19 protein-coding genes are annotated in these 22,431 nt (G+C 68.1%); 13 read left to right on the top strand and 6 right to left on the bottom strand.

Annotation, left to right across the window (positions count from 1 at the left end):
• Positions 1-353 precede the first annotated feature (353 nt).
• Complete coding sequence (locus J2Y49_RS18265) at positions 354-1,007, top strand: DUF6655 family protein (protein ID WP_310116299.1); 654 nt, start codon at positions 354-356, stop codon at positions 1,005-1,007.
• A 1-nt stretch (position 1,008) separates the two neighbouring features.
• Here J2Y49_RS18265 and J2Y49_RS18260 read toward each other — a convergent pair whose 3' ends face one another.
• The 4 genes from J2Y49_RS18260 to J2Y49_RS18245 are packed head-to-tail and all read right to left on the bottom strand — an operon-like array spanning position 1,009 to position 4,678.
• Positions 1,009-1,767 (bottom strand): ATP-binding cassette domain-containing protein, encoded by a 759-nt coding sequence (locus J2Y49_RS18260; protein ID WP_310116298.1) that lies wholly within the window; start codon positions 1,765-1,767, stop codon positions 1,009-1,011.
• Entirely contained in the window at positions 1,764-2,732 is a 969-nt protein-coding gene (locus J2Y49_RS18255) for an iron chelate uptake ABC transporter family permease subunit (RefSeq protein WP_310116297.1), read from the bottom strand. Before J2Y49_RS18255 ends, J2Y49_RS18260 begins: the two co-directional genes overlap by 4 nt.
• Positions 2,722-3,681, bottom strand: coding sequence for an ABC transporter permease (locus J2Y49_RS18250; RefSeq protein WP_310116296.1), 960 nt, complete (start codon positions 3,679-3,681; stop codon positions 2,722-2,724). The genes J2Y49_RS18255 and J2Y49_RS18250 overlap by 11 nt, the downstream gene beginning before the upstream one ends.
• Positions 3,682-3,724: 43 nt before the next feature.
• Entirely contained in the window at positions 3,725-4,678 is a 954-nt protein-coding gene (locus J2Y49_RS18245) for a siderophore ABC transporter substrate-binding protein (RefSeq protein ID WP_310116295.1), read from the bottom strand.
• 297 nt (positions 4,679-4,975) lie between these two features.
• On the opposite strand from J2Y49_RS18245, the gene J2Y49_RS18240 reads away from it, so the two are divergent.
• From J2Y49_RS18240 to J2Y49_RS18215, 6 genes are all read left to right on the top strand, one after another.
• Positions 4,976-5,413 carry an EamA family transporter gene (locus tag J2Y49_RS18240; protein WP_310116294.1) on the top strand — a complete coding sequence of 146 codons (438 nt, stop codon included), beginning with the start codon at positions 4,976-4,978 and terminating at the stop codon, positions 5,411-5,413.
• Between the two features lie 176 nt (positions 5,414-5,589).
• Positions 5,590-7,029 (top strand): glycosyl transferase family protein, encoded by a 1,440-nt coding sequence (locus tag J2Y49_RS18235; RefSeq protein ID WP_310116293.1) that lies wholly within the window; start codon positions 5,590-5,592, stop codon positions 7,027-7,029.
• 355 nt (positions 7,030-7,384) lie between these two features.
• Positions 7,385-9,682, top strand: coding sequence for a TonB-dependent siderophore receptor (locus J2Y49_RS18230; RefSeq protein WP_310116292.1), 2,298 nt, complete (start codon positions 7,385-7,387; stop codon positions 9,680-9,682).
• Between the two features lie 111 nt (positions 9,683-9,793).
• Positions 9,794-10,480, top strand: coding sequence for a Fe2+-dependent dioxygenase (locus tag J2Y49_RS18225; protein WP_310116291.1), 687 nt, complete (start codon positions 9,794-9,796; stop codon positions 10,478-10,480).
• Positions 10,480-11,160: a tetratricopeptide repeat protein gene (locus J2Y49_RS18220; protein WP_310116290.1), complete on the top strand. Its 681-nt coding sequence runs from the start codon at positions 10,480-10,482 to the stop codon at positions 11,158-11,160. Before J2Y49_RS18225 ends, J2Y49_RS18220 begins: the two co-directional genes overlap by 1 nt.
• Positions 11,157-12,239 (top strand): alpha-hydroxy acid oxidase, encoded by a 1,083-nt coding sequence (locus J2Y49_RS18215; protein WP_310116289.1) that lies wholly within the window; start codon positions 11,157-11,159, stop codon positions 12,237-12,239. Before J2Y49_RS18220 ends, J2Y49_RS18215 begins: the two co-directional genes overlap by 4 nt.
• Before the next feature lie 7 nt (positions 12,240-12,246).
• On the opposite strand, the gene J2Y49_RS18210 is transcribed toward J2Y49_RS18215, so the two are convergent.
• A complete protein-coding gene (locus J2Y49_RS18210) occupies positions 12,247-13,854 on the bottom strand; it encodes a class I adenylate-forming enzyme family protein (protein ID WP_310116288.1) in 1,608 nt (535 codons plus the stop codon).
• A gap of 455 nt (positions 13,855-14,309) precedes the next feature.
• Between J2Y49_RS18210 and J2Y49_RS18205 the strand changes: the two genes are divergently transcribed.
• Positions 14,310-15,926 carry an alpha/beta hydrolase gene (locus J2Y49_RS18205; RefSeq protein WP_310116287.1) on the top strand — a complete coding sequence of 539 codons (1,617 nt, stop codon included), beginning with the start codon at positions 14,310-14,312 and terminating at the stop codon, positions 15,924-15,926.
• Between the two features lie 36 nt (positions 15,927-15,962).
• Here J2Y49_RS18205 and J2Y49_RS18200 read toward each other — a convergent pair whose 3' ends face one another.
• A complete protein-coding gene (locus J2Y49_RS18200) occupies positions 15,963-16,811 on the bottom strand; it encodes an IclR family transcriptional regulator (RefSeq protein ID WP_310116286.1) in 849 nt (282 codons plus the stop codon).
• 370 nt (positions 16,812-17,181) lie between these two features.
• On the opposite strand from J2Y49_RS18200, the gene J2Y49_RS18195 reads away from it, so the two are divergent.
• From J2Y49_RS18195 to J2Y49_RS18175, 5 genes are read left to right on the top strand one after another with little or no spacing between them, the layout of a single operon-like run.
• Positions 17,182-18,078 (top strand): MBL fold metallo-hydrolase, encoded by an 897-nt coding sequence (locus J2Y49_RS18195; RefSeq protein ID WP_310116285.1) that lies wholly within the window; start codon positions 17,182-17,184, stop codon positions 18,076-18,078.
• 21 nt (positions 18,079-18,099) lie between these two features.
• Positions 18,100-19,689: an FAD-binding oxidoreductase gene (locus J2Y49_RS18190; protein ID WP_310116284.1), complete on the top strand. Its 1,590-nt coding sequence runs from the start codon at positions 18,100-18,102 to the stop codon at positions 19,687-19,689.
• A gap of 26 nt (positions 19,690-19,715) precedes the next feature.
• A complete protein-coding gene (locus tag J2Y49_RS18185; RefSeq protein ID WP_310116283.1) occupies positions 19,716-20,972 on the top strand; it encodes an aconitase family protein in 1,257 nt (418 codons plus the stop codon).
• 29 nt (positions 20,973-21,001) lie between these two features.
• Positions 21,002-21,544: a 3-isopropylmalate dehydratase gene (locus J2Y49_RS18180; RefSeq protein ID WP_310116282.1), complete on the top strand. Its 543-nt coding sequence runs from the start codon at positions 21,002-21,004 to the stop codon at positions 21,542-21,544.
• Positions 21,528-22,388, top strand: coding sequence for an isocitrate lyase/PEP mutase family protein (locus J2Y49_RS18175; RefSeq protein ID WP_310116281.1), 861 nt, complete (start codon positions 21,528-21,530; stop codon positions 22,386-22,388). The genes J2Y49_RS18180 and J2Y49_RS18175 overlap by 17 nt, the downstream gene beginning before the upstream one ends.
• The last annotated feature ends 43 nt before the right edge of the window (positions 22,389-22,431 follow it).

The raw sequence follows: 22,431 nt of genomic DNA, 5'->3' as shown, positions 1-22,431 counted from the left end.
AAGCCCGATTGGATGCCATGTCCGTCCAGAATGGGTTGGGGCCGGGTTCAGGAAGCCTGAGGGTGGGAACGGGAAAAGCCCGTCCGTCGCTGATAGCAGGAGTGCGAATGATTATCAATATCGGCGCTGCGCAAATCGCGCCGATTTCCATAGGTCTCTGACCTTCGCGCAAGGTCGGGTCCGTCGGCTTGCTCCAAGCGCATAGCGCCCGACCTGAACATCTGCGCCATTGACCGAAGCGGACGCGTCGGTCTGGATAGGCCGCTTCAGGTGCCGTCCTGCAACCAGTGCGAGCACCGATGATAAAGGCCAGGAAAAGCTCGATGTTCGGCAAGCGGACAGTTTCATTTCACATGCCAGGACTAAGCCTCGATAGGGCATGGCGCCGTCTATATCGGACCATCGTCCCCATACTATTCGCCGCCGTTGGGTTTGGTCTCGCCGGATGCTCGACCGCGCATGTCACCACGCCTGCCCGCTCCGCCACCGAACAGCTTCTGATCTCCACCGCCGCGGACCAGGCGGCGGAGCGTCTGGCCGGCCGGCTGGCGGTGAAGGGCAGCGTCTATGTCGATGCCAGCGGCGTCGAAGGCTACGACACCAAATACGCCGTCTTCGCCGTCCGCGACGCCCTGCTGCGCCACGGCGCCGCCATGGCCCAGACGCGCGACACCGCCGCCACCGTCGTGGAACTGCGGGTCGGCGCCCTGTCGGTGGACAGCGAAAGCTCGCTTCTCGGCATTCCCAGCATCGACATCCCGATGCCGGTCAGCGGCACCTCCTCCACCCCGGAGATCTCGCTGTTCAAGAAGGAGCTGACGCAGGGCGTCGCCAAGATCGCCGCCACCGCCTACGACAAGAACACCGGTTCGCTGGTCTCCTCCAGCGGGCCGCAATACGGCTTCTCCAACCGGGCGGAATGGGTGCTGCTGCTGATGCTGAGCTGGGACACCAACGACCTGCTGCCGCCCGACACCCGCCCGGATCCGAAGCCCTGGGACGATTGAGCTAACGGAAGTACAGCGCCACGCGCTTGCCGTCGATCTCGTGGATGTCGGCCTCCACGCCATAGACGTCGCGGATGACGCAGGGGGTGATGATGTCCTCCGGCGGACCCTGATGGGCGATGCGGCCGTTGCGCATCGCCACGATCCGGTCCGAATAGCAGGAGGCGAAGTTGATGTCGTGCAGCACCAGGATGATGGTCTTGCGGAACTCGTCGGCGGTGCGGCGGAACAGCTTCATCATCGCCACCGCGTGCTTGACGTCCAGATTGTTCAGCGGTTCGTCCAGCAGGACATAGTCGGTGTCCTGGCACAGCACCATGGCGATGAAGGCGCGCTGGCGCTGCCCGCCCGACAGCTCGTCCAGGAAGCGGTGGGCGACCGCCTCCAGTTCCAGATAGCGAATCACCCGCTCGATATGGCCCTGGTCCTCCACCGTCAACCGCCCCTTGCTGTGGGGATAGCGGCCGAAGGCGATCAGGTCGCGCACGGTCAGACGCGCGGTCATCTGGTTGTCCTGCCGCAGGATCGACAGGTGCCGCGCCAGCACGTCGCCGGGCGTCGTCGCGACGTCCATGCCCTCCACCGTCACCGTGCCGGCGGGCACCGGCAGCAGGCGGCTGATCATCGACAGCAGGGTCGATTTCCCCGCTCCGTTCGCCCCGATCAGCGAGATCACGCCGCCGGCCGGCAGCGTGATCGACACGTCGTCCACCACCAGGGTTTCGCCATAGGACTTGCTGGCATTCCGGACCTCGATCATCGGGCCGCTCTCCGCACAAGGATGATCAGGAAGACGATTCCGCCCAGGAACTCGATGACGATGCTGAGCGCTCCGTTGAAGCCCAGCAGCCGTTCCAGGACGAGTTGGCCGCTCATCAGGACCAGGATGGCGACCAGCGCCGCCACCGGCAGGATCAGACGGTGCCGATGCGTATCCACCAGCAGATAGGCCAGGTTGGCGACCAGCAGGCCGAAGAATGTGACCGGGCCGACCAGCGCGGTGGAGACGGCGACCAGCACCGACACCATCACCAGCACCCGCATCACCTCGCGCCGGTGATCGACGCCCAGGTTGATGGCGGCGTCGCGTCCCAGCGCCAGAACGTCCAGCACGCCGGCCTTGCGCCACACCACCACCGACACCGCCAGCACCACCAGCGCCGAGACCGCCAGAAGCTGGCTGTCCAACCGGTTGAAGCTGGCGAACATCCGGTCCTGCACCACCAGGAACTCGTTGGGGTCGATCACCCGGTACAGGAAGCTGGTGAGGCTGCGGAACAGCACGCCGAAGACGATGCCGACCAGCATCAGCAGGTGAAGCCCGCGCAGGCTTCCCGAGAACAGCCAGCGATAGAGCAGCCAGGAAAAGGCCACCATCGCCGCGACCTCGATCCCGAAGCGCAGGCGCGGGTCGAAGGCCGCCACCGCCGCGGATCCCAGTTGGAACACCAGAACCGTCTGGATCAGCCGGTACAGCGCGTCGAACCCCATGATCGACGGGGTCAGGATCCGGTTGTTGGTGATGGTCTGGAACAGCACGGTCGACATGGCGATGGCCCAGCCGACCAGCACCATCGCCGCGACCTTGGTGCCGCGGAAGGTCAGGATGAAGCTCCAGCTTCCCTTCGCGCCGACGGTCATGAACAGGACGATGGACGCGGCCGCCAGCCCGCCCAGGCCTGCGATCAGGACGGTCGGAGGCAGCGAACGGCGATCAGACGGCATGGCGGTTCTTCCGCAGCAGCAGGTAAAGGAAGATCGCGCTGCCGACGATGCCCATGGTCGTGCCGATGGGGATCTCGTAGGGGCGGATCACCAGCCGGCCGGCGATGTCGCAGGCCAGCACCAGTCCGGCGCCGAACAGCGCCACCCAGGGCAACGAGCGGCGCATGTTGTCGCCGCGCATCAGGCTGATCAGATTGGGCACGATCAGGCCCAGGAACGGGATCATGCCGCAGGTGGCGATCACCGCCGCCGTCACCAGCGACACGATGACCAGCCCAAGCGATACCACGCGCCGGTGGTTCAGGCCCAGGTTGGTGGTGAAATCCTCCCCCAGTCCGGCGACGGTGAAGCGGTCCGCCGCGGCATAGGCGACGGCGGTCAGCACGGCGCCGATCCACAGCAGTTCGTAGCGCCCGCGCAGCACGCCGGAAAAATCGCCGGTCTCCCATGCCCGCACCGACTGCAGCATGTCGAAGCGGTAGGCGACGAACTCCGTCGAGGCGGTGATGACCGCCCCCAGCATGATGCCGACCAGCGGCACGATCAGCGGCGAGCGCAGCGGCATCCGCCGCAAAATGCCCAGGAACAGGGCGGTTCCGGCCAGCGCGCAGGCGCCCGCCACCAGCATCCGGCCCAGCATCGGCGTTTCCGGCGCCAGCAGCGTCACCATCAGCATGCCGAACACCGCCGATTCCGCTGTCCCGGCGGTGGACGGCTCCACGAACTTGTTGCGGGCGAGCATCTGCAGGATCAGGCCCGACACCGCCATGCCGGCCCCGGCCAGGACCAGGGCAAGCGTGCGCGGGATGCGGCTGGCCAGCAGCACCTGCGTCGCCTCGTCCGAGGCTCCGCCCAGCAGAGCGCCGATCGTCACGTCGCTGACGCCGACGAACAGGCTGGCCGCCGCCAGCGCGGTGACGCCGGCGGCAGCCAGGACAAGCCCCCTCATGCCGGCGACCCACCACCGGAAGCGATAGCGAAGGCGGGCATCGTCACGCCTTTCCCGTCAGGGCCGCCTTGATGTCGTCGGCATCCTGCTGCATGGCATTCAGCCCGCCGCCGATCAGGTACCAGTTCGCCGCGTTCAGATAGACCACCTGCCCCTTCCGCCATGCGGTGGTCCGGCGCACGATGTCGTTGTCCAGCAACTGCTTTGCCGACTGGCCCTCCCGCCCGATGGCGGAATCGCGGTCGAGCACGAACAGCCAGTCCGGATTGGTCTGCAGGATGAACTCGAAGTTGACCGCCTGCCCGTGGTTGGAGGTGTCGAGCTTCTCGGCCGCCGGCACCACGCCATATTCGGTGTGGAGCACGCCGAAGCGCGACCCCGGACCATAGGCGCTGATCTTGCCGCCGGTGGTCAGAATCAGCAGGCCCTTGCCCGCCCCGGCGGCGATCGACTTCACCTCGGCCACCGATGCGCGCAGCTTGTCGGCACGTGCCTTCACCTCGGCGCCCTTGCCGAAGATGCGGCCCAGGATGTCGGCATTCTCCAGCGCGCTGTCGAAGAAGCGCTCCGGCTTCACCGTCAGGTCGATGGTGGGGGCGATGGCCGACAGCTCGGCGTATTTCGGGGCGGACCGGCCGCCGACGACGATCAGGTCGGGCTGGGCGGCGTTCACCGCCTCGTAGTCCGGATCGAACAGCGTGCCGATCCTGGCATAGCCGGGGCCGTCATACTTGGCGAGGTAAGCCGGCTTCGACTGGGTCGGCACGCCCGCCACCGGAACGCCCAGCGCATCCAGCGTGTCGAGCGACGCCATGTCGAAGCACAGCACCTTGTTGACCGCCTTGGGCAGCTTCGTCTCGCCCTGGGAATGGCGGATGGTGCCGGCGGCGGCGGTCTGGCCGAAGGCCGCACGCGGCATCAGGAAGGGCGCCAAGCCGGAAACCCCAATCGCCAGACCTGCCGTCAACAGATCCCTGCGGCGCGTCACGATGGTCATCACAACTCCCAAAATTATCCGGAATGCGCCGAACCTGCGGACGCCGACGGGCGCAGGACAGGTCCGGGCGGGCAGGCAGGACCGGTGCGCCCCCCGGACCGGTCCGATGGCACATGCTAACGACTCTAATTCTCACTTGCAAAAACTTCCGCCTGGGGCGATCCGACGCAGCGCGGATGGCGGCCACGCGGCGGCGAGCCGGCTTCCCGGAACCACCGCATCCGTTGCAGGCTCCATGCCTCGGGTGCCACCTGCGCCTTTGCGACCGCCGTGGGAAAGAGGAAGGAAATCAAGAGAATGACCGATGGCCTGTTTCCGTCCTGGATGCTGTGGGCCCTGTTGTCGGCCTGCTTCGCGGCGCTGACCGCCATCTTCGCCAAGGTCGGGGTGGAGGGCGTCGGCTCCGACATGGCGACGCTGATCCGGACCGCCGTCATCTTCCTGATGCTGATCGGCATCGTCGTCTCGTCGGGCCAGTCGCTGTCGCCCTCGGCCGTGTCGGGAAAGACCTGGCTGTTCCTGGTCCTGTCGGGCCTTGCCACCGGGGCATCCTGGCTCTGCTATTTCCGTGCGCTGAAGCTCGGTCCCGCCTCGCAGGTGGCGCCCGTCGACAAGCTCAGCGTGGTGCTGGTCGCCCTGTTCGGCGTCATGTTCCTCGGTGAAAAGCTGTCGGCGCCGAATTGGCTCGGCGTCGTCCTGATCGCCGCCGGAGTGATCCTGCTGGCCTTCAAGTAAACACCGCAACGGCTTGCGCCGATTCGCGACTGCGTATCATTATCGTCAAACTGCAAGGGACCCCAGCCTGACCAAGGGATCGGAGAGAGCACCATATGGGCACCATGAGCGATCGTCCCCCCGCGCCTGCGGACCGGCTCGAATCCCGCCGGGGAGCGGGCCAAGCGAGCGACAAATTGACGCGCGGGCGTATGATCGTGGCGCTGGACGCCCTTCTGTCGAAGCGGAACGTCACGCTGGCCGCCCGTCAGCTGGACATGCAGACGCCGGCGCTCAGCCGACTGCTCGGCCAGATGCGGGAGGAGTTCGGCGATCCGCTGTTCGTCCGCTCCGGCCGGGGCCTCGTCCCCACCCCCTTCGCCGAGGCGCTGCGGCCGAAGGTGCAGGCATTGGCGGCGGCCATCGACGAGCTGTTCCAGCCGACGGTCGCCAGCCGGCAGGACGAGCCCTTCGATCCTGGATGGAACGTCCCGTCCTCCGTTCCGGTCCCGCCGCTGGCGACGCGGCCGGCCAACCTGCTGGACGGCCAGCCCTCCCCGGCGGAGGTGGCCGCCAATCTCGATCGGGTCGGCGAGAGCAGTTCCCCCCATGACCGGCTGGCCCGGAACATCGGCGTTCTCGGCATTGCCGGCGGCGGCCATGGCCGCCCGCTGACCATGGAGGAAGCGGAAGAGGCGATGGCCATCGTCCTGGCCGGCGAGGCGGACCCGATCCAGACCGGCGCGCTGTTCGGCATGATGCGCGTACGCGGCGCCACCGCGCCGGAACTCGCCGGCTTCGTGCGGGCGATGCAGGGTCATGTCGCCGCCCGGTTCGAAGGCCGCTTTGGCGGGACGCACGCCTCCGGACCGGCATCCCGGCTTGAAGCCGACCTCGACTGGCCCTGTTTCACCTCGCCCAACTACCACAATCCGCCCTGGTTCTTTCACGCCGCCAAGCTGGTGGCGCAGGCCGGGCACCGCGTCCTTCTGCACGGCAACACCGGCAGCGGCCCCGCCGCCGGGCGGTACGAGGTGGTGGCCGCCGCGCTCGGGATCCCGGTCTGCTCGACCGTGGACGACATCGGCGCCGCTCTGGCGACACAGCGGATCGCCTATGTTCCGCTGACGGCGCTCGCCCCCCAGATCCATCGGCTGATCGGCCTGCATCGGCTGACCCAATTCCGCAACGTAGCCCTGGAGGCGGTCCATCTGCTGAGGCCGGCGGGCGGGCGCACCAGCCTGCTGGGCGTGACCAAGCCGTCGCACCGCGAACTGCATCGCGACACCGCGCGCCTGCTGGGCTTGTCTCATATCTCCGTGCTGGGCAGCGTGCGCGACGTCGCCCAATACACGCCCTTCCGCCCGGCCACCATCCATCGCCTGATCGACGGCGAGCCGAACGACCTCGCCCTCCCCTCCCGCATGGCGGAGCCGCCGGCCACGCCCCGGCCGCGCGGCACCAGCCTGGAATACTGGCAAGGTGTGTGGACCGGTGCGATGCGCGATGCGCGGGCAGAGCGGATCATCGTCGGCACCGCGGCCTTCGCCCTGTTTTCGCTGCCCGGCGACGGCGGCGGGTTCGATGAGGCAATGGCCAAGGCGGACTATCTGTGGAAGCAACGTCAATCACGCTGAGCCGCGATGCGGATGCAAATCATTCTTATTAACGGCGTGATATTTCAGCAACATGGCTGAATCCGGCGTCCACCGCCGTCGCTCCAGGACACCGGAATCGCCGCATCAGTCAATCCTAAGGCACTGACATGAAAGGGAAACATAAACCTCCCCCGGCAGCGTTCCCTCATGGGTGCCGGGTGCCTCTCCACGCCCTTGTGGCGCAGAGAATCTCATCCGCACCCGCTTTGGTAGGTTGGCGATTTTGCAATTTAGAATGATTCTGAATTTCGTCTGTTGTAGGAGGCAGCTATCCCATTGGTAGAAGGCGGTCCAGCGATCGTCCGATCACCTCGGCGCATTTCGGGAGAGCTTGATGCGACAGACCACGTCCCCCAACGGACTGAGACCCCTTCTGGCCGGTGCGGCCGCCACCGCCAGCCTGGCCATGACCTTCGCCCTGCCGGCGACGGCCGATGCGCAGACGGCCGGCACGGGAACGGGCGCTCCGGGGACGGGTCCGACGCCGCAGCGCTCCTCCACCGACGCCCTCCAGCTCGATTCGATCAAGGTCGATGCGGTGGCGCCGGAAACCGGCAACGTCAACGCCGCCCCCACCGGCGTTTCCCGCCTGCCGGAGACGGTCAAGGACACGCCGCGCGTCGTCAACGTCGTGCCACAGGAGATCATCGAGCAGCAGCGCGCCACCTCGCTGGAACAGACCCTGCGCAACGTGCCGGGCATCACCATCTCGACCGGTGAAGGCAACGGCGGCCAGAACGGCGACCAGTTCCGCATCCGCGGCCTGACCGCCCGCGGCGACATCTACACCGACGGCCTGAAGGACTTCGGCGTCTACACCCACGACGTCTTCAACACCGAGACGGTGCAGGTCTTCAAAGGCCCATCGGGCAACGGCTTCGGTGTCGGCAACTCCGGCGGCGTGATCAACCAGGGCACCAAGAAGGCGTCGCTGCAGCCGAAGGTCCAGATCGACCAGTCGGTCGGCACTGGCCCGACCTACCGCACCACGGTGGACATCAACCAGCCGCTCGGCGACACCGCGGCGCTGCGGGTGAACGGCCTCTACCACACCCAGAACGTCGCCGACCGCGACGAGGTGGAAGCCGACCGGCGCGGCATCGCCGCCGACCTGGGCCTGGGCCTGGGCACGCCGACCACCTGGCACCTGAACTACGCCTACCTGAAGGGCGAGAAGACGCCCGACATGGGCCAGCCGATGGTGCAGGGCCGCGACGGCATCTTCCGTCCCGCCGGGGAGTTCGGCCTGGACCGCTCGACCTCCTACGTCCGCAACCTCGACCGCGACGACACCGAGAACCATATCCTCACCTCGACCTTCGCGCATGAGGTGAACAAGGCGCTGTCGGTCTACAACGACTCCCGCTTCAGCCATTACGAGCGCAATTTCGCCGCCACCAACCCGGCGTCGCTCACCGGTGCCGCCGCCACCCAGTTCCTGGCCGGCCGCAACCCGGCGCTGACCTATGGCGCCGGCGGCGGCATGGCCTTCAAGCAGCAGGGCTTCGGCGTCCAGAACGTCACCGGCGCCAAGGTGAACGGCGAACTGTTCGGCATGCGCCACTCGCTGAACGGCGGGCTGGACGTCAGCCATCAGCGCGACAAGCGCGAATCCGGCAGCTGGGTCAACCGCACCAACACCCAGACCGTTCGCAGCCCGTCGCACAGCTACGCCGCGAACACCGCCATCCTCTATCCGGCGGCCGGCGGGCGCGAAGCCAGCGTGACCAACGCCGGGCTGTTCGTCACCGACCGCGTGTGGCTGTTCGACACGCTGTCGGTCCAGGGCGGCCTGCGCTGGGACTATTTCCGCACCAGCTTCAGCGCCGCCGATCCGGCGATCGCCGGCGGTTCGGCATCGGATCGCACCTGGAGCCCGTCGGTCAGCCTGATCTATGAACCGACCCCGGATTCGTCGGTCTATGTCTCCTACTCGCGCTCCTACAAGCCGATCGGCACCGACATCGCCGCGGCGGTCACCAACGGCACGGCGGAGACGCCGAACGGCGCCCGCAGCTTCGATCCGGAGCAGACCGACCTGTACGAGATCGGCGGCAAGGCCGATTTCCTGAACGGCCGCCTGGGCGTCAGCGGCGCCATCTTCCAGGCCGAGAAGTCGAACACCTACTCGGTCGATCCCGCCACCGGCACCGTCACCGACGGCTTCTCCGAATCCGGTCTCGGCGTCCGGGTCCGCGGCTTCGAGGCCAGCATCAGCGGCAAGGTGACGGAGCACTGGAACATCTACACCAACTACGCCTACCTGAACGGCAAGGTGACGGAGTCCCGCACCAACCCGGCGCTGGTCGGCAAGGTGGCCCCCAACGTGCCGAAGCACAATGCAAGCCTGTGGACGACCTACGAGTTCAATGCCGGCATCCCCGGCAAGTTCACGGTCGGCGGCGGCCTGCAGGTGGCGTCGGAATACTGGTCGGACAGCGCCAACACCGCCCGCGTTCCCCACACCTTCTCGACCGATGCGGTGGTGTCCTACGAATACCGCAACGTCTCCGTGGCCCTGAACGGCTACAACCTGACCGACCATCGCAACTACAGCTCGGCCTTCAACGCCGTCCGCGCGGTCCCGGCCTCCGGCCGCACCGTCATGCTGACGACGGGGCTGACGTTCTGAAAGTTCCCTCTCCCCCCGGGGAGAGGGTTAGGGTGAGGGGGACGCGCGGCGAGGATTCTCGAAACCACACGCGGTGCTTCCCCCTTCACCCCATCACAAGGACCTTCTCACGTGCTCCTGCAGATCCCCGACATCCTCACCGCGGACGAGGTCGCGCAGTGCCGTGCGGTGCTGGAAGCCTCGCCCTGGGTCGACGGGCGCGTCACCGCGGGCGATCAGGCCGCCGGCGCCAAGCACAACCTGCAGATCCCCGAGGAAAGCGAGACCGCGCGGGAACTCGGCGTCGTCATCCTGCGCGCGCTCGCCCGCAGCCCGGCCTTCAATTCCGCCGTCCTGCCGCTCCGGGTCCTGCCGCCGATGTTCAACCGTTATGACCGGACGATGACCTACGGCTATCATGTCGACAACAGCATCCGCGCCATCCCCGGCACCGGCGGGATGCGCATGCGGGCCGACGTTTCGACCACCATCTTCCTCAGCGATCCCGAGGATTACGACGGCGGCGAGCTGATCGTCGAGGACACCTACGGCACCAAATCGGTCAAGCTGCCGGCCGGCCACGCCGTGGTCTATCCGTCCAGCAGCCTGCATCAGGTCAGCCCGGTGACGCGCGGCTCCCGCTGGGCCTCCTTCTTCTTCACCCAGTCGATGGTGCGCGACGACGGGCTGCGCGCCATGCTCTACGACCTCGACATGGCGATCATCGAGCTGCGGCAGGAACTGGGCGACGGCCACCACGCCGTGCTGTCGCTGGTCAACCACTACCACAACCTGCTGCGCCGCTGGGCGGAGGTGTGATGGCGGAGCGTGCGCGGGCTGATATGCCGGGGTTGAGCGTTGCGGACACGCTGTTGGCGCTCGGACAGTCCTGCCTCGACCGCGGTGAGGGCGAACAGGCCTATGGCTGGTTCCGCAGCGCCGCGCGCGGCGGTGACGCGCGCGCCATCAACATGCTGGGCCGCTGCCTTGAACATGGCTGGGGCGTTCCCGCCGATCCGGCCCAGGCCGCCGCCCATTACCGCAAGGCCGCCGATCTCGGCGACGGCTGGGCGCTGTTCAATCTGGCCGATCTCCATTGCCGCGGCGTCGGCATTCCCGCCGATGACGAGGCCGCCTACCGCCTCTACGCCGCTTCCGCCGCCAAGGGGAACGCCAAGGCGCTGAACATGCTGGGCCTGTTCCACGAGAGCGGCCGCGCGGTGCCCGCCGATGATGCAGCGGCCCGCGCCCTGTTCAAGGCGGCGGCGGAGGGCGGCGACTGCTGGGGCCGCTTCAATTATGCCCGCATGCTTCTGCTCGACGGCCTGTGCGGCGAGGCGCTGCGCTGGTTCCGCCTTGCGCTCGACAGCGGCTTCCCCGACTTCTACCGCAGCATGGCCACGGCACTGGCGCCGCACCCCGACCCGCGGATCCAGGCGTTGGCCGCGCAAGCCGCGGCACTCGCCGACCCCGGCTCCCCGCAGGAAAGCCGCCGATGAGCGTTCCGCCCGACACTGTTTCGCTGTTCGACTATGAACGCCACTTCAACGATCGCGTCGATCCGGCCACCCGCGCCTATATCGGCGGCGCCGGGGCGGACGGCATCACCCAGCGCGCCAACCGCGAGGCCTTCGACCGCCTGCGCCTGATGCCGCGTGTGCTGCGCGACCTGTCCAACGCCACCGCAAGCTCAAGCCTGTTCGGCGAGACGCTCGATTACCCGATCATCCTGGCGCCGATGGCCTATCACAAGCTGGTCCATCCCGACGGCGAGTTGGCGACGGTGGAGGCCGCCGGCCTGACGCGCAGCTGGATGACCGTCAGCACCCAGGCCAGCGTGCGCATCGACGAGATCGCCCGGCGGGCTTCGGCACCGCTGTGGTTCCAGCTCTACACCCAGCCACGGCGGGAGGACACGCTGACCCTGCTGCGGCGGGCGGAGGATGCCGGGTGCCGCGCCCTGGTCCTGACGGTGGATGCGCCGGTCAACGGCATGCGCAACATGGAACAGCGCGCCGGCTTCCGCCTGCCGCCCACTATCGCGCCGGTCAACCTCGCCGGCCTCGCCCCCGACGGCTTCAGGCCGGCCCGGCCCGGCAGTCCGGTGTTCCAGGGCATGCTCCACGCCGCCCCGACCTGGGAGACGGTGGCGTGGCTGTGCGGAGAAACCGCCCTGCCCGTCCTGCTCAAGGGCATCCTCAACCCCGACGACGTGGATCCTGCCATATCGGCGGGGGCCGGCGGCCTCATCGTCTCCAACCATGGCGGCAGGACGCTGGACACCCTGCCCGCCACCATCGACGCGCTGCCGGCGGTCGCCGCCAAGGCCGCCCGCCGCCTGCCGGTGCTGATGGACGGCGGCATCCGCCGCGGCACCGACATCCTGAAGGCGCTGGCCCTCGGCGCCGATGCCGTGCTGGTCGGCCAGCCGGTGCTGCACGCGCTGGCGGTCGGTGGGCTGGCCGGCGTGGCCCACATGCTGACCCTGCTCCAGACCGAGCTGGAGGTCGCGATGGCGCTGACCGGCCGCGCGACCCTGGCCGAGATCGACCGCTCGGTGATCCACCCGTCCTCCTGAGCAGGGCTTACGCCGCGGTGACCTGATCGCGCAGCACGCGCTTGGTCACCTTGCCGTTGGCGTTGCGCGGCAGCGCGTCGCCCAGCAGGGTCACATAGTCGGGCACCTTGTAGTCGGCGAGATTGGCCCGGCAGAAGTCGCGCACCTGCTCTTCGGTCAGCTTGCCGGACTTGGAGATGACGAAGACGTGGATCTTCTCGCCCAGCACCGGATCGGGATGGGCGACCACCGCCGCCTCCACCACGTCGGCATGGCGAACCAGCAGGTTTTCGACCTCCACACTGTAGATCTTGTGGCCGCCGCGGTTGATGACGTCGTTCTTGCGGTCGTAGAGCCGCAGATAGCCCTGCGCATCCAGCGCCCCGATGTCGCCCGACCGCCAATAGCCGTCGACGAAGCTGTCGCGCGTGGCATCCTCGCGGTTCCAATAGCCGCGGATGGTCATCGGCCCGCGGATCCACACCTCCCCGCTCACCCCCGGCGGGCATTCGCGGCCCTGTTCGTCGATGATGCGCAGGTCACCGCAGGGCACGCACATGCCGACCGAATCCAGGCAGGCGCGGGTGTGGCCGATGGGGACCACGCTGATGATGGTGGCGCATTCGGTGGAACCGTAGGCGTTCAGCAGATGCAGGTCGGGCAGCCGCTCCGCCATCGCCTCCACCGTCGCTTCCGGCATCGGCGCGCCGCCGAAGCCGCCGATCCGCCAGGACGACAGGTCGTAGCGGCTGAAATCGGCGCGCAGCAGGCAGAGATTGTACATCGCCGGGACCAGCACGGTGGTGGTCATGCGCTCCCGGCTCGCCAGTTCCAGGAAGCCGGCGACGTCGAAGGCCGGCATCATCACCGTGCAGCCGGCGCCCCGGATCATCGCCATCACCACGGCGACCAGCCCGGTGACATGCGAGGCCGGCACCGCCAGCACCGCCCGCTCTCCCTCGCGATAATCCCAGCATTCCTCGAAATGCATGGCGGAGTGGATGATGTTCACATGGGCCAGCAGCGCGCCCTTCGGCTTCCCCGTGGTCCCGGAGGTGTAGAGAATGACGGCGGTGTCCTCCTCGCCCTGCTCCGCCGCCGGGCTTGGAAGCGGGATGTCGGCTTCCAGCAACTCCTCGAACGGCCGGCAGCCCTCCACCGCACCGCCGGCCGACAGCCGCAGGGCCAGTGACGGCACCTCTTCGGCGGTGGGCATGCGGTCGGCGAGTGCGGCGTCATGGACCATGACGGAGGCGTCGCAATCGTTCAGGATCCCGGCGATGCCCGGCCGCTGTTCGCGCGCGCTGATCGGTACCGCGACGATGCCGGCCCGCGCCGCCGCCAGCAGCGCGATCAGGAATTCCGCCCGGTTGCTCATCACCAGGGCCATGCGCTCGCCCGGCCTTACCCCCCGCGCCGCCAGCCCGGCAACAGCCCGCGTCACCAATCCGTCAAGCTGGGCATAGCTGTAGCGCCGTTCGCCATCCACCAAGGCCTCGCCATCGGGCCGGCGGGACACGGCGTCGCGGAACATGGCGTCGATGGTCGCCGGACGTTCGCTGTAGCATGGTACGAGACGCGTGCCGAAAAGCAGCTCGCGCCGTTTGGGAATGCCCGTTCCTTCCGGCCAGGCCATGCCGTTCCTCCCTGACAATTTCGTTGGATTCCAAGAACGGGCCGGTGCCGCAGCCGCGGAACTCCGCGCATGAAGAGCAGGGTTACCGCGCCTAGCGCCGGAGCAGCCGCTTTCCTTCACGGAAGCCCTTCTCCCCTTGCGGGAGAAGGGTTGGGATGAGGGGTGGCCGGCCGCAAGGCCGGTGCAAGTTCAAGTTTGCATCCCCTCACCCCAACCCCTCTCCCGCAAGGGGAGAGGGGCTTCAGCAGCCGATCAGACCTACGTGCTGCAACCCTCCATGAACCGGCACCGCCCTTGTCGATCTTCGTCAGACTATGTCATTCTATGAACTGAGTGTCAAACAGCGGCACAGTCCGCGATGGCAACAAATTGCCGGCAGCGGCCCCCGCGGCACTCCCATCCCCTTCGCACCAAGAAATGCAGGCATTCGCCGCCTGCCGACCGGGAGGACATCCATGTCGACACCCCATTACGTGACCATCGGACAAGGCCAGCTGCGCGTCTGGCGCAGCGGGTCCGGCCCCGACCTGCTGGTGCTGCCCGGCCTGATCGCCGCCGCCTCCACCCGCGCCGACCAGTTGGCCCGCGACCTGCCGGGCTGGACCGTCACCGCGGTCGATCTGCCGGGAACCGGCGGGTCGAGCGGCGTGTGGGCGGAGGACACCACCGGCTTGGCGCGCGTCATCGCGGAGGCCGCTGGCGCGCTGCGCCTTCCCCCCTGCCCCCTGCTCGTCTTCGACCTTGCGGCACCGTTGGCCGTCGCGCTGCAGAACAGCGAATCGAACTGGCGCCCCGATGCGATCCTGCTCGCCGATGCTGCGGCCGCCGAAGGCTGGACGCAACGCCGCCTGACGCCCGCCCCGCTGGCTGCGCGCGACGACGGCACCCACCTGGCCGTGCTGTGGGCGCATCTGCGCGATGCCCATGTTCTGGAGCCGCGCGACGCCCGTCATCCGGCCGCACAGGGCGCCCCCCTGCCCGACTCCGCCGCACTGGACGCGATGCTGCGCACCGCCTCGGCAGCGCCTCATCGTTATGAGGCGCTGTGGAACCTGTGCCTCGACGCCATGCCGAAACTCACCGACCGGGCCGGCATCGTCTGTGTCGAAGACTTCGACGTGGCGGCCAAAGCCCTGTCGGCCATGGTGTCAGGCCGGCCCGATGCCAAAGCCTTGCCGCCGACGCAGCCCTTCTCCGATCCGCTGCGGGTCTGGCACGATTATGCCGACACGCCGCAGGGCCGCGTCCATCTGCGCCGGGCCGGCCGCGGCCGGCCGCTGCTGGCACTGCAATCGGCCCCCGGATCCTCGAAGCCGCTGCTGCCGCTGCTGCACGGGCTGGCGCCGGGATGGGAAGTCATCGCCCCCGACTATCTCGGCAACGGCGAGTCCGACAAGCCCGACCGCGCGGTCGATATCGGCATGCTGGCCGAGGATGCGCTGGCGGTTGCCGATGCGCTCGGCCTCGACCGCTTCGATCTGTGGGGCACCCACACGGGCGCGCTGGTGGCGCTGGAACTGACGGTCCGCCATCCCGATCGCGTCGGCCGCGCGGTGCTGGAGGCGCCGGTGCTGATTCCGCCCGACTTCAGCGCCGACATCCTGACCCACTATTTCCCGCCGCTGGTCGCCGACCGCTGGGGCCTGCACCTGCTCCAGGCCTGGAACATGCGGCGCGACATGTTCCTGTTCTGGCCGTGGTACAGGCAGGAGCGTGCCGCCGCCCGCGCCATCGGCGTTCCCGACGCGGCGGTGCTGCATGATTGGACCATGGGCCTGCTGGCGAGCGGCGCCCATTACGACCGCTCCTACCGCGCCGCCTTCCACTATGACACCCGTGCCCGCCTGCCGCTCCTGACCCGGCCGGCGCTGATCTGCGCCGGTCCTGCCGACATGCTGGTCGAAGGGCTGGCCGAGGCAAAGCAACTGGCGCCGGCGGGCACGGAGGTCACGCCGACCCCGGCCACGGTCTGGTATCCCGGCCAAGCGGCGGACGCCGTGGCCGCGACCATCGCCCGCTACGCCGCCTTCCTGCGTGGCGACTCTGCCGCCAATTCGCACCCGGTAGCATAGAGCGACACAGCACCCCAACCGCCATCGGCCCCGCCATCACCCCCCGAGCACGGATTGCGCGCGGGCAGCCCGGTGCAGCGGCGGGGCCGACAGCGAATAGAGGTTGGACGAGATCTCCCGCACCGCGCCGCGCATGTCGTCCAGGAAATTGGGCTGGCCGTTGCGGACGATGTGGGGGGTCAGGCCGGTCAGGCTGACCGCCGCGATCAGCCGTCCGTCCGGGTCGAACAACGGCATCGCGATGGCGGCCAGCCCCTCGATCACGTCGTCGACCGCCATCGACCATCCGCGCTCCCGCACCCCCTCCAGTTCCTTCGCCAGTTGGCGGGGATCGGTGGTGGTGTGGGGGGTTAGGCGGGTGGTCCCGCGCGCCAGCACCCGTTCGACCTCCGCCTCCGGCAGATAGGCCAGCAGCACGCGCGGGGCCGCGCCGCAATTCATCGGCAACTGCCCGCCGACGATCCACCAGCGCACCTCCACCGAGCGGTCGCTGTGGAACTGGTCCAGGCACACCGCCGATCCGTCATGGTAGACCGACAGGAACACGGTGCTGCCGGTGGTTTTCGCCAGCCGCGACAGGATGGTGGAGGCGATCTGGCGCAGGTCGCGGCGTTCCGGCACCGCCCCCGCCAGCTTCAGGATCTCCAGACCCAGGCTGTATTTCTGGCTCTGCGCATCGAAGGCGGCGAAGCCGTCCTGCACCAGCGTCAGCAAGATGCGCCGCGCCGTCCCCTTGTCGAGCTTCGCGGCGCTCGCGACCTCGGTCAGGGTCAGCGTCGGCCCTTCCTGATAGAAGCTGCGCAGCACGGCCAGAGCGCGCGACACGGCGCGAACGCTGAGGCCGTTCTTTTCCGCGCCCTGGTTGTCGTCCTGTTCGGTGTCCATACGTTCAAGCCCCTTATGGATGTCGCGTGCCCCGATGCCAGGCGGAAGCCCCGGTGTCCGGCACAGCCGGTGGATGGCGGCGCAGTCGCGCTGATCCCGTCACAGGTGCAGTGCGCCGGTAGCATTGAAGGTGCCCGCGCGGTTGCGCAACCCCTTTCCACCATCCCTGACGCAGTCGACCGCCCGTGTCAAACAGTGACACCATTTTTGCCTGTTGACACTGTAGAGCGCAAATGGTTTCCTTAGCGAACAAACAGAACAAGCGCGCCGCCATCGCCCCGGCAGATGGCCGGCGCCCCATGCTCCGGCCCGCCGCGGTCTTTCAGTGTTTCGAGACCCGGCCGCCGGCACCCTGCACGAGGGGAGGACAATGCAAACCATCGCCCTGGGTGCGTTCACGGTCACGCGGATCGAGGAAATGCTGACGCCGGGTTTCGACCCCGGCTTCCTGTTTCCAGCCTATGACGAGGCGATCCTGACCCGGAACCCCGATCTGGCCGAACCGAATTTCCTCGACCCGGCGTCGCGGCGCCTGATGTCGAGCATGCACAGCTGGCTGATCCGCACCGACCGCCATGTGATCCTGGTCGACACCGGCTGCGGCAACCACAAGGAACGCCACACGCCGGGCTTCGAGCGCTTCCACATGCTGGACAAGCCCTATCTGCGCCACCTCGCCGATGCCGGCGTGCGGCCGGAGGACGTGACGCTGGTCATCAACACCCATCTGCACATCGACCATGTCGGCTGGAACACGCAGCTGGTCGATGGGCGCTGGGTCCCGACCTTCCCGAACGCCCGCTACATCTACGGCGCGCAAGAGTTCAAGCACTGGCGCAGCCCCGAAGGCGGTCTGGTCGGCATGCCCGGCAACGGCCCGGTGATGGAGGACAGCGTCATGCCGGTGTGGGAAGCCGGACAGGTCGACCTGATCGAGGACGGCGACCGCATCCTCGACGGGCTGTCGGTCGAATTGGCCCCCGGCCACACCGCCGGGCAGATGTTCGTCCGCCTGGAGTCCGGCCACCACGCCGCCTACTTCACCGGCGATTGCCTGCACCAGCCGATGCAGGTGTGCCGCCCCGACTGGAACAGCCGCTTCTGCGAGGACCAGGCGCAGGCCGTGGCGACCCGCCGCCGGCTGCTGGACCATGCCGCCGACCGCAACGCCCTGGTGTTCCCCGCCCATTTCGGCGCTCCCCACACCGGCTATGTGCGCCGGACGGCCGAGGATTTCCGGTTCGAGCCGCTCACCGACGCTGCCTGACCATACCCAGAGGGACATTCCATGAGCATCGCCGCCCTCGAAGGCACGGCCACCCTGCTTGACGCCCTGCGCGCCGCACTCGGCGCCGACGGCCTGCTGGATGACGAGAAGAGCCGCAACTTCTACGCCAACGACGTGTTCTGGCAGCCGGGCATTCCGCCCCTCGCCATCGCCCTGCCGCGCGACCGCGATCAGGTCGCCGCCGCCATCCGCGCCGCCCATGACGCCGGCGTGGCGGTGGTGCCGCGCGGCGGCGGCATGTCCTACACCAAGGGCTATCTGCCCAAGCGGCCGGATTCGGTCGTCATCGACAGCCGCCGGCTGAACCGCGTCATCGAACTCAACACCGACAGCCTTTATGTGACGGTGGAGACCGGCTGCACCTGGGCCGCGCTGAACGAGGCGCTGGAGGGCACCGGCCTACGCACCGGCTATTGGGGGCCGCTGTCGGGCATCAACGCCACCATCGGCGGCGCCCTGTCGCAGAACAGCGCCTTCTTCGGTTCCGCCCTGCACGGCACCGTGGCGGAAAGCGTGCTGGGCGTCACCGTGGTGCTGGCCGACGGGCGCGTCGTCACCACCGGATCGGGCGGGCGCGTCGGGACCAAGCCCTTCACCCGCTCCGGTGGTCCCGACCTGACCGGCCTGTTCCTGGGCGACAACGGCGCCATGGGCTTCAAGGTGGCGGCGACGCTGCGCCTCCACCGCCGGCCGGAACACAGCGATTTCCTGTCCTTCGGCTTCGCCACCATGCAGGCGATGGCCGCCGCCCAGGTGGAGATGGCGCGGGCGCGCTGCGTGTCGGAAGGCTTCGGCATCGACCGCACCAAGGTCGAGCATTCGGCCAGCGTCAACAAGCTGTCGGACGGGCTGAAGACTCTGGGCAACGTGGCGAAGGCCGGTAAGTCGCTGTTCCAGGGCGCCAAGGAGGCGTTGAGCGTCGCCACCGCCGGCACCGCCTTCCTCAAGGACCACAACTTCACCCTCCATCTGGTGGTCGAGGGGCGCAGCGAAGCTCAACTGCGCGAGGCGATGCAGACCGTGCGCGAGATCGGTGCCCGCCACGGCAAGGAAATCGAGAACAGCGTGCCGAAGGTCATGCGCTCCAAGCCCTTCGGGCCGGTGCGCGGCATGCTGGGGCGCGAGGGCCAGCGCTGGGTTCCGATCCACGCCATCTTCCCGCTGGGCGATGCCGACAAGGTGGTCGCCGCCAACGACGCCTTCTTCGCGGAGAAGCGCGGCTTCATGGAACAGCACGGCATCATCTATTCGGTGATGACCATGACGGTCGGCAACGACTTCTTCCTGGAGCCGGCCTTCTACTGGAACGACGAGATCACGCCGCTGCACGCCGCCAGCCTGGGCGAGGACGTGGTAAAGCCCTGGCGCGACCGCCCGGCCAACCCGCAGGCGCGCAATGCGGTGGCCGAACTGCGCCGCGCGACGCAGGAACTGTATTGCAGCCTGGGCGGCGTCAGCTGGCAGGTCGCCCGCGACTATCCGTTCCGCGAGATCATGACCCCCGAAACCTGGTCGCTGCTGGAGGGCGTCAAGCGCGCCGTCGATCCGCAGGGGCTGATGAATCCCGGCTCCCTCGGCCTCGGCGGCTGACGGACGGGAGCGGAGAGATCCACGCCATGGGCTACACCATCACCGAGAAGATCCTGGCGCGCGCGGCGGGGCTGCCCGCTGTCCGCGCCGGACAGGACATCAAGGCAAAGCCGGACTTCGTGCTGGCCTACGACTTCCCCGGCTACACCGACGTCTATTTCAAGACGATGAAGGAGGATTTCGGCATCGAGCGGGTGGCCGAGCCGGAACGCTTCGGCATTTTCATCGACCACATGGTGCCGACCGCCACCGCCAAGGAGGAAGAGCTTCACATCAACACCCGCAACTGGTGCGCGGAGAACGATGTGCCGCTGTTCGAACGCCATGGCATCGGCCATCAGGTGGCGGCGGAGGTCGGCTATGCCACGCCGGGCGCCTTCGTCGTCCATTTCGATGGTCATGTCAGCCAGCTCGGCACCTTCGGCACGCTCGCCATCGGTCTGCGCCGCAACGTGATGGAAGCCTTCGTCAGCGACACCGTGTCGATCCGCGTGCCCGACACCGTGCGGGTGAACCTGCGCGGTTCTCTGCGGCCCGGCGTGATGGCGCGCGACGTCTTCCACCATCTGGTGCGCCGGCTGGGGCCGAGCTCCTGCCGCTTCCAGGTTCTGGAACTCGGCGGGCCGTCAGTGGCGGCGATGTCGACGGAGGGGCTGCAGACCATCACCGGGCTCGCCATGTTCACCGGCGCGCTGACCGCCATCGTCAACCCCGATCCCGTCCGGCTCGACTACGCCCTGCCGCGCGCCCGGAAGAAGCTGGAGCCGGTATCGAGCGATCCGGACGCGCGCTATTCCGCCGTTCACGACATCGATCTGTCGGATCTGGAGCCGATCGTCGTCGTGCCCCCGACTCCGGCCGACACGCGCGACCTGACCGAGTTCCTCGGGCTGGAGATCAATGCCGGCTATCTCGGCTCCTGTGCGTCGGGCCGGCTGGAGGATCTGCGGGCGGCGGCCAAGGTGCTGGACGGCCGGCGGGTGAAGACCGGCGTCTCTCTGCACATCGTGCCGACCAGCCAGGAATTGATGGCGGCGGCGGCGCGCGAAGGGCTGGTGTCCACGCTGGTGGAGGCCGGGGCCTTCGTCTCCTCGCCCAGCTGCGATTACTGCTTCGGCCGCATCGCGACGATGACGGCGGGCCAGCGCGCGGTGTCGACCGGCACGCTGAACGTCCGCGGACGGATGGGCAGCCCGGATTCCGAGATCTACCTGTGCAACGCCGCGGTGGTCGCCGCCTCCGCCATCGAGGGCCGGATCGCCGATCCGCGCCCCTACCTGTGAGAGCCGCCATGGCCCAACCCAGCTTGCAAATGCCAATCATGCGGGGCCGCGTCGCCTTCATCTTCGACGAGGTGAACTTCGACGTCGACCAGATCGTCGGCGTGAAGAACATCAAGATCACCGACGTAGCCGAACTGGCGCAGCTCGCCATGCAGAGCTACGACCCCGACTTCGCCAAATCGGTGCGGCCGGGCGACCTGCTGGTCGGTGCGGACAATTTCGGCTACGGCCACCCGCATTACCCGCCGATGAAGGCGATGCGCCATCTCGGCATCACCGGGGTGATCGCGGAGTCCTTCTCTCCCGGCTATTGGCGTGGGGAGGTCAGCATGGGCTTCCCGCAGGTCAGCTGCCCCGGAATCCTCGGCTTCGTCCGGCGCTGGGACGAGATCGAAGTGGATTGGGCGGCCGGCGTGGTCCGCAACCACAGCCAAGGCACCGAAATTCCCTATGAGCCGCTGCCGCAGGCGGATGCCGAGATGATCGAGGCCGGCGGCCTCGTCCCCTTCCTGAAGCGGCAGGCGGCCCAGCAACGCGAACAAAAGGACCATGCCCATGTCTCGGGGACCTGAATTCCGCAACCGCGTGCTGGCGCAGAAGACCGTCTGGTCGGCCGGCGCCTACGATGCCCTGTCCGCCCGCTTCATTGAAGCGGCCGGCTTCGATGCGCTGATGACCTCGGGCTTCGGCGTCTCCGCCTCCTTCCTCGGCCAGCCGGATGCCGAGCTGTACACCATGTCGGAAAACCTGACCGTGGTCCGCAACGTGGTGTCGGCGGTCAAGGTCCCGGTCATCGCCGACATCGACACCGGATACGGCAACGCCATCAACGTGATGCGCACCATCCGCGAGTTCGAGGCGTCGGGCGTCTCCGCCGTCATCATGGAGGATCAGGTCGCGCCTAAGCGCTGCCCGATCTGCGTCGGCGGGGTCGAGGTGATCCCGATGGACGAGGGCGTCGCCAAGATCCAGGCGGCGGTCGAGGCCCGGCGCGATCCCAACATGCTGATCATCGCCCGCACCGACGTGGTCGATCCGGCCGCCGCGATGGAGCGCGGGCGCGCCTATGTCGCCGCCGGTGCCGACATGATCCAGCCGATCAGCAAGTGTTTCAAGGATATCGACGGCTTGCGCGCCATGCGCGAGGCGGTCGGCGTGCCGCTGTCGCTGCAGCTGCTCGGCTGGCTGGAAAAGCTGTCGGCCGACGAGGTCGAGGAGGTGGCCGGCATGGCGACCTACGCGCTGGTGCCGCTGATGACCGTCGCCTCGGCGCTGAAGGAGAATCTGGCCGCGCTTGCGGAACGCCGCTCCACCAGCGGCCTGCCGCGCCCGGTCACCGGCCACAACGAGTTCATCGACTTCATCGGCTTCCCGCAGATCGAGGAGCTGCAGAAGCGCTACCTGAAGACCGCCTGACGATCCTTTGCCGGCGCGCACCACCCGCCGGATCCAAGGGCAA

The sequence above is a fragment of the Azospirillum sp. BE72 genome, assembly GCF_031455875.1.
Lineage (GTDB): Bacteria > Pseudomonadota > Alphaproteobacteria > Azospirillales > Azospirillaceae > Azospirillum.
The sequence above is the reverse complement of the archived record's forward strand: the minus strand, read 5'-3'. Positions and strand labels throughout refer to the sequence as shown.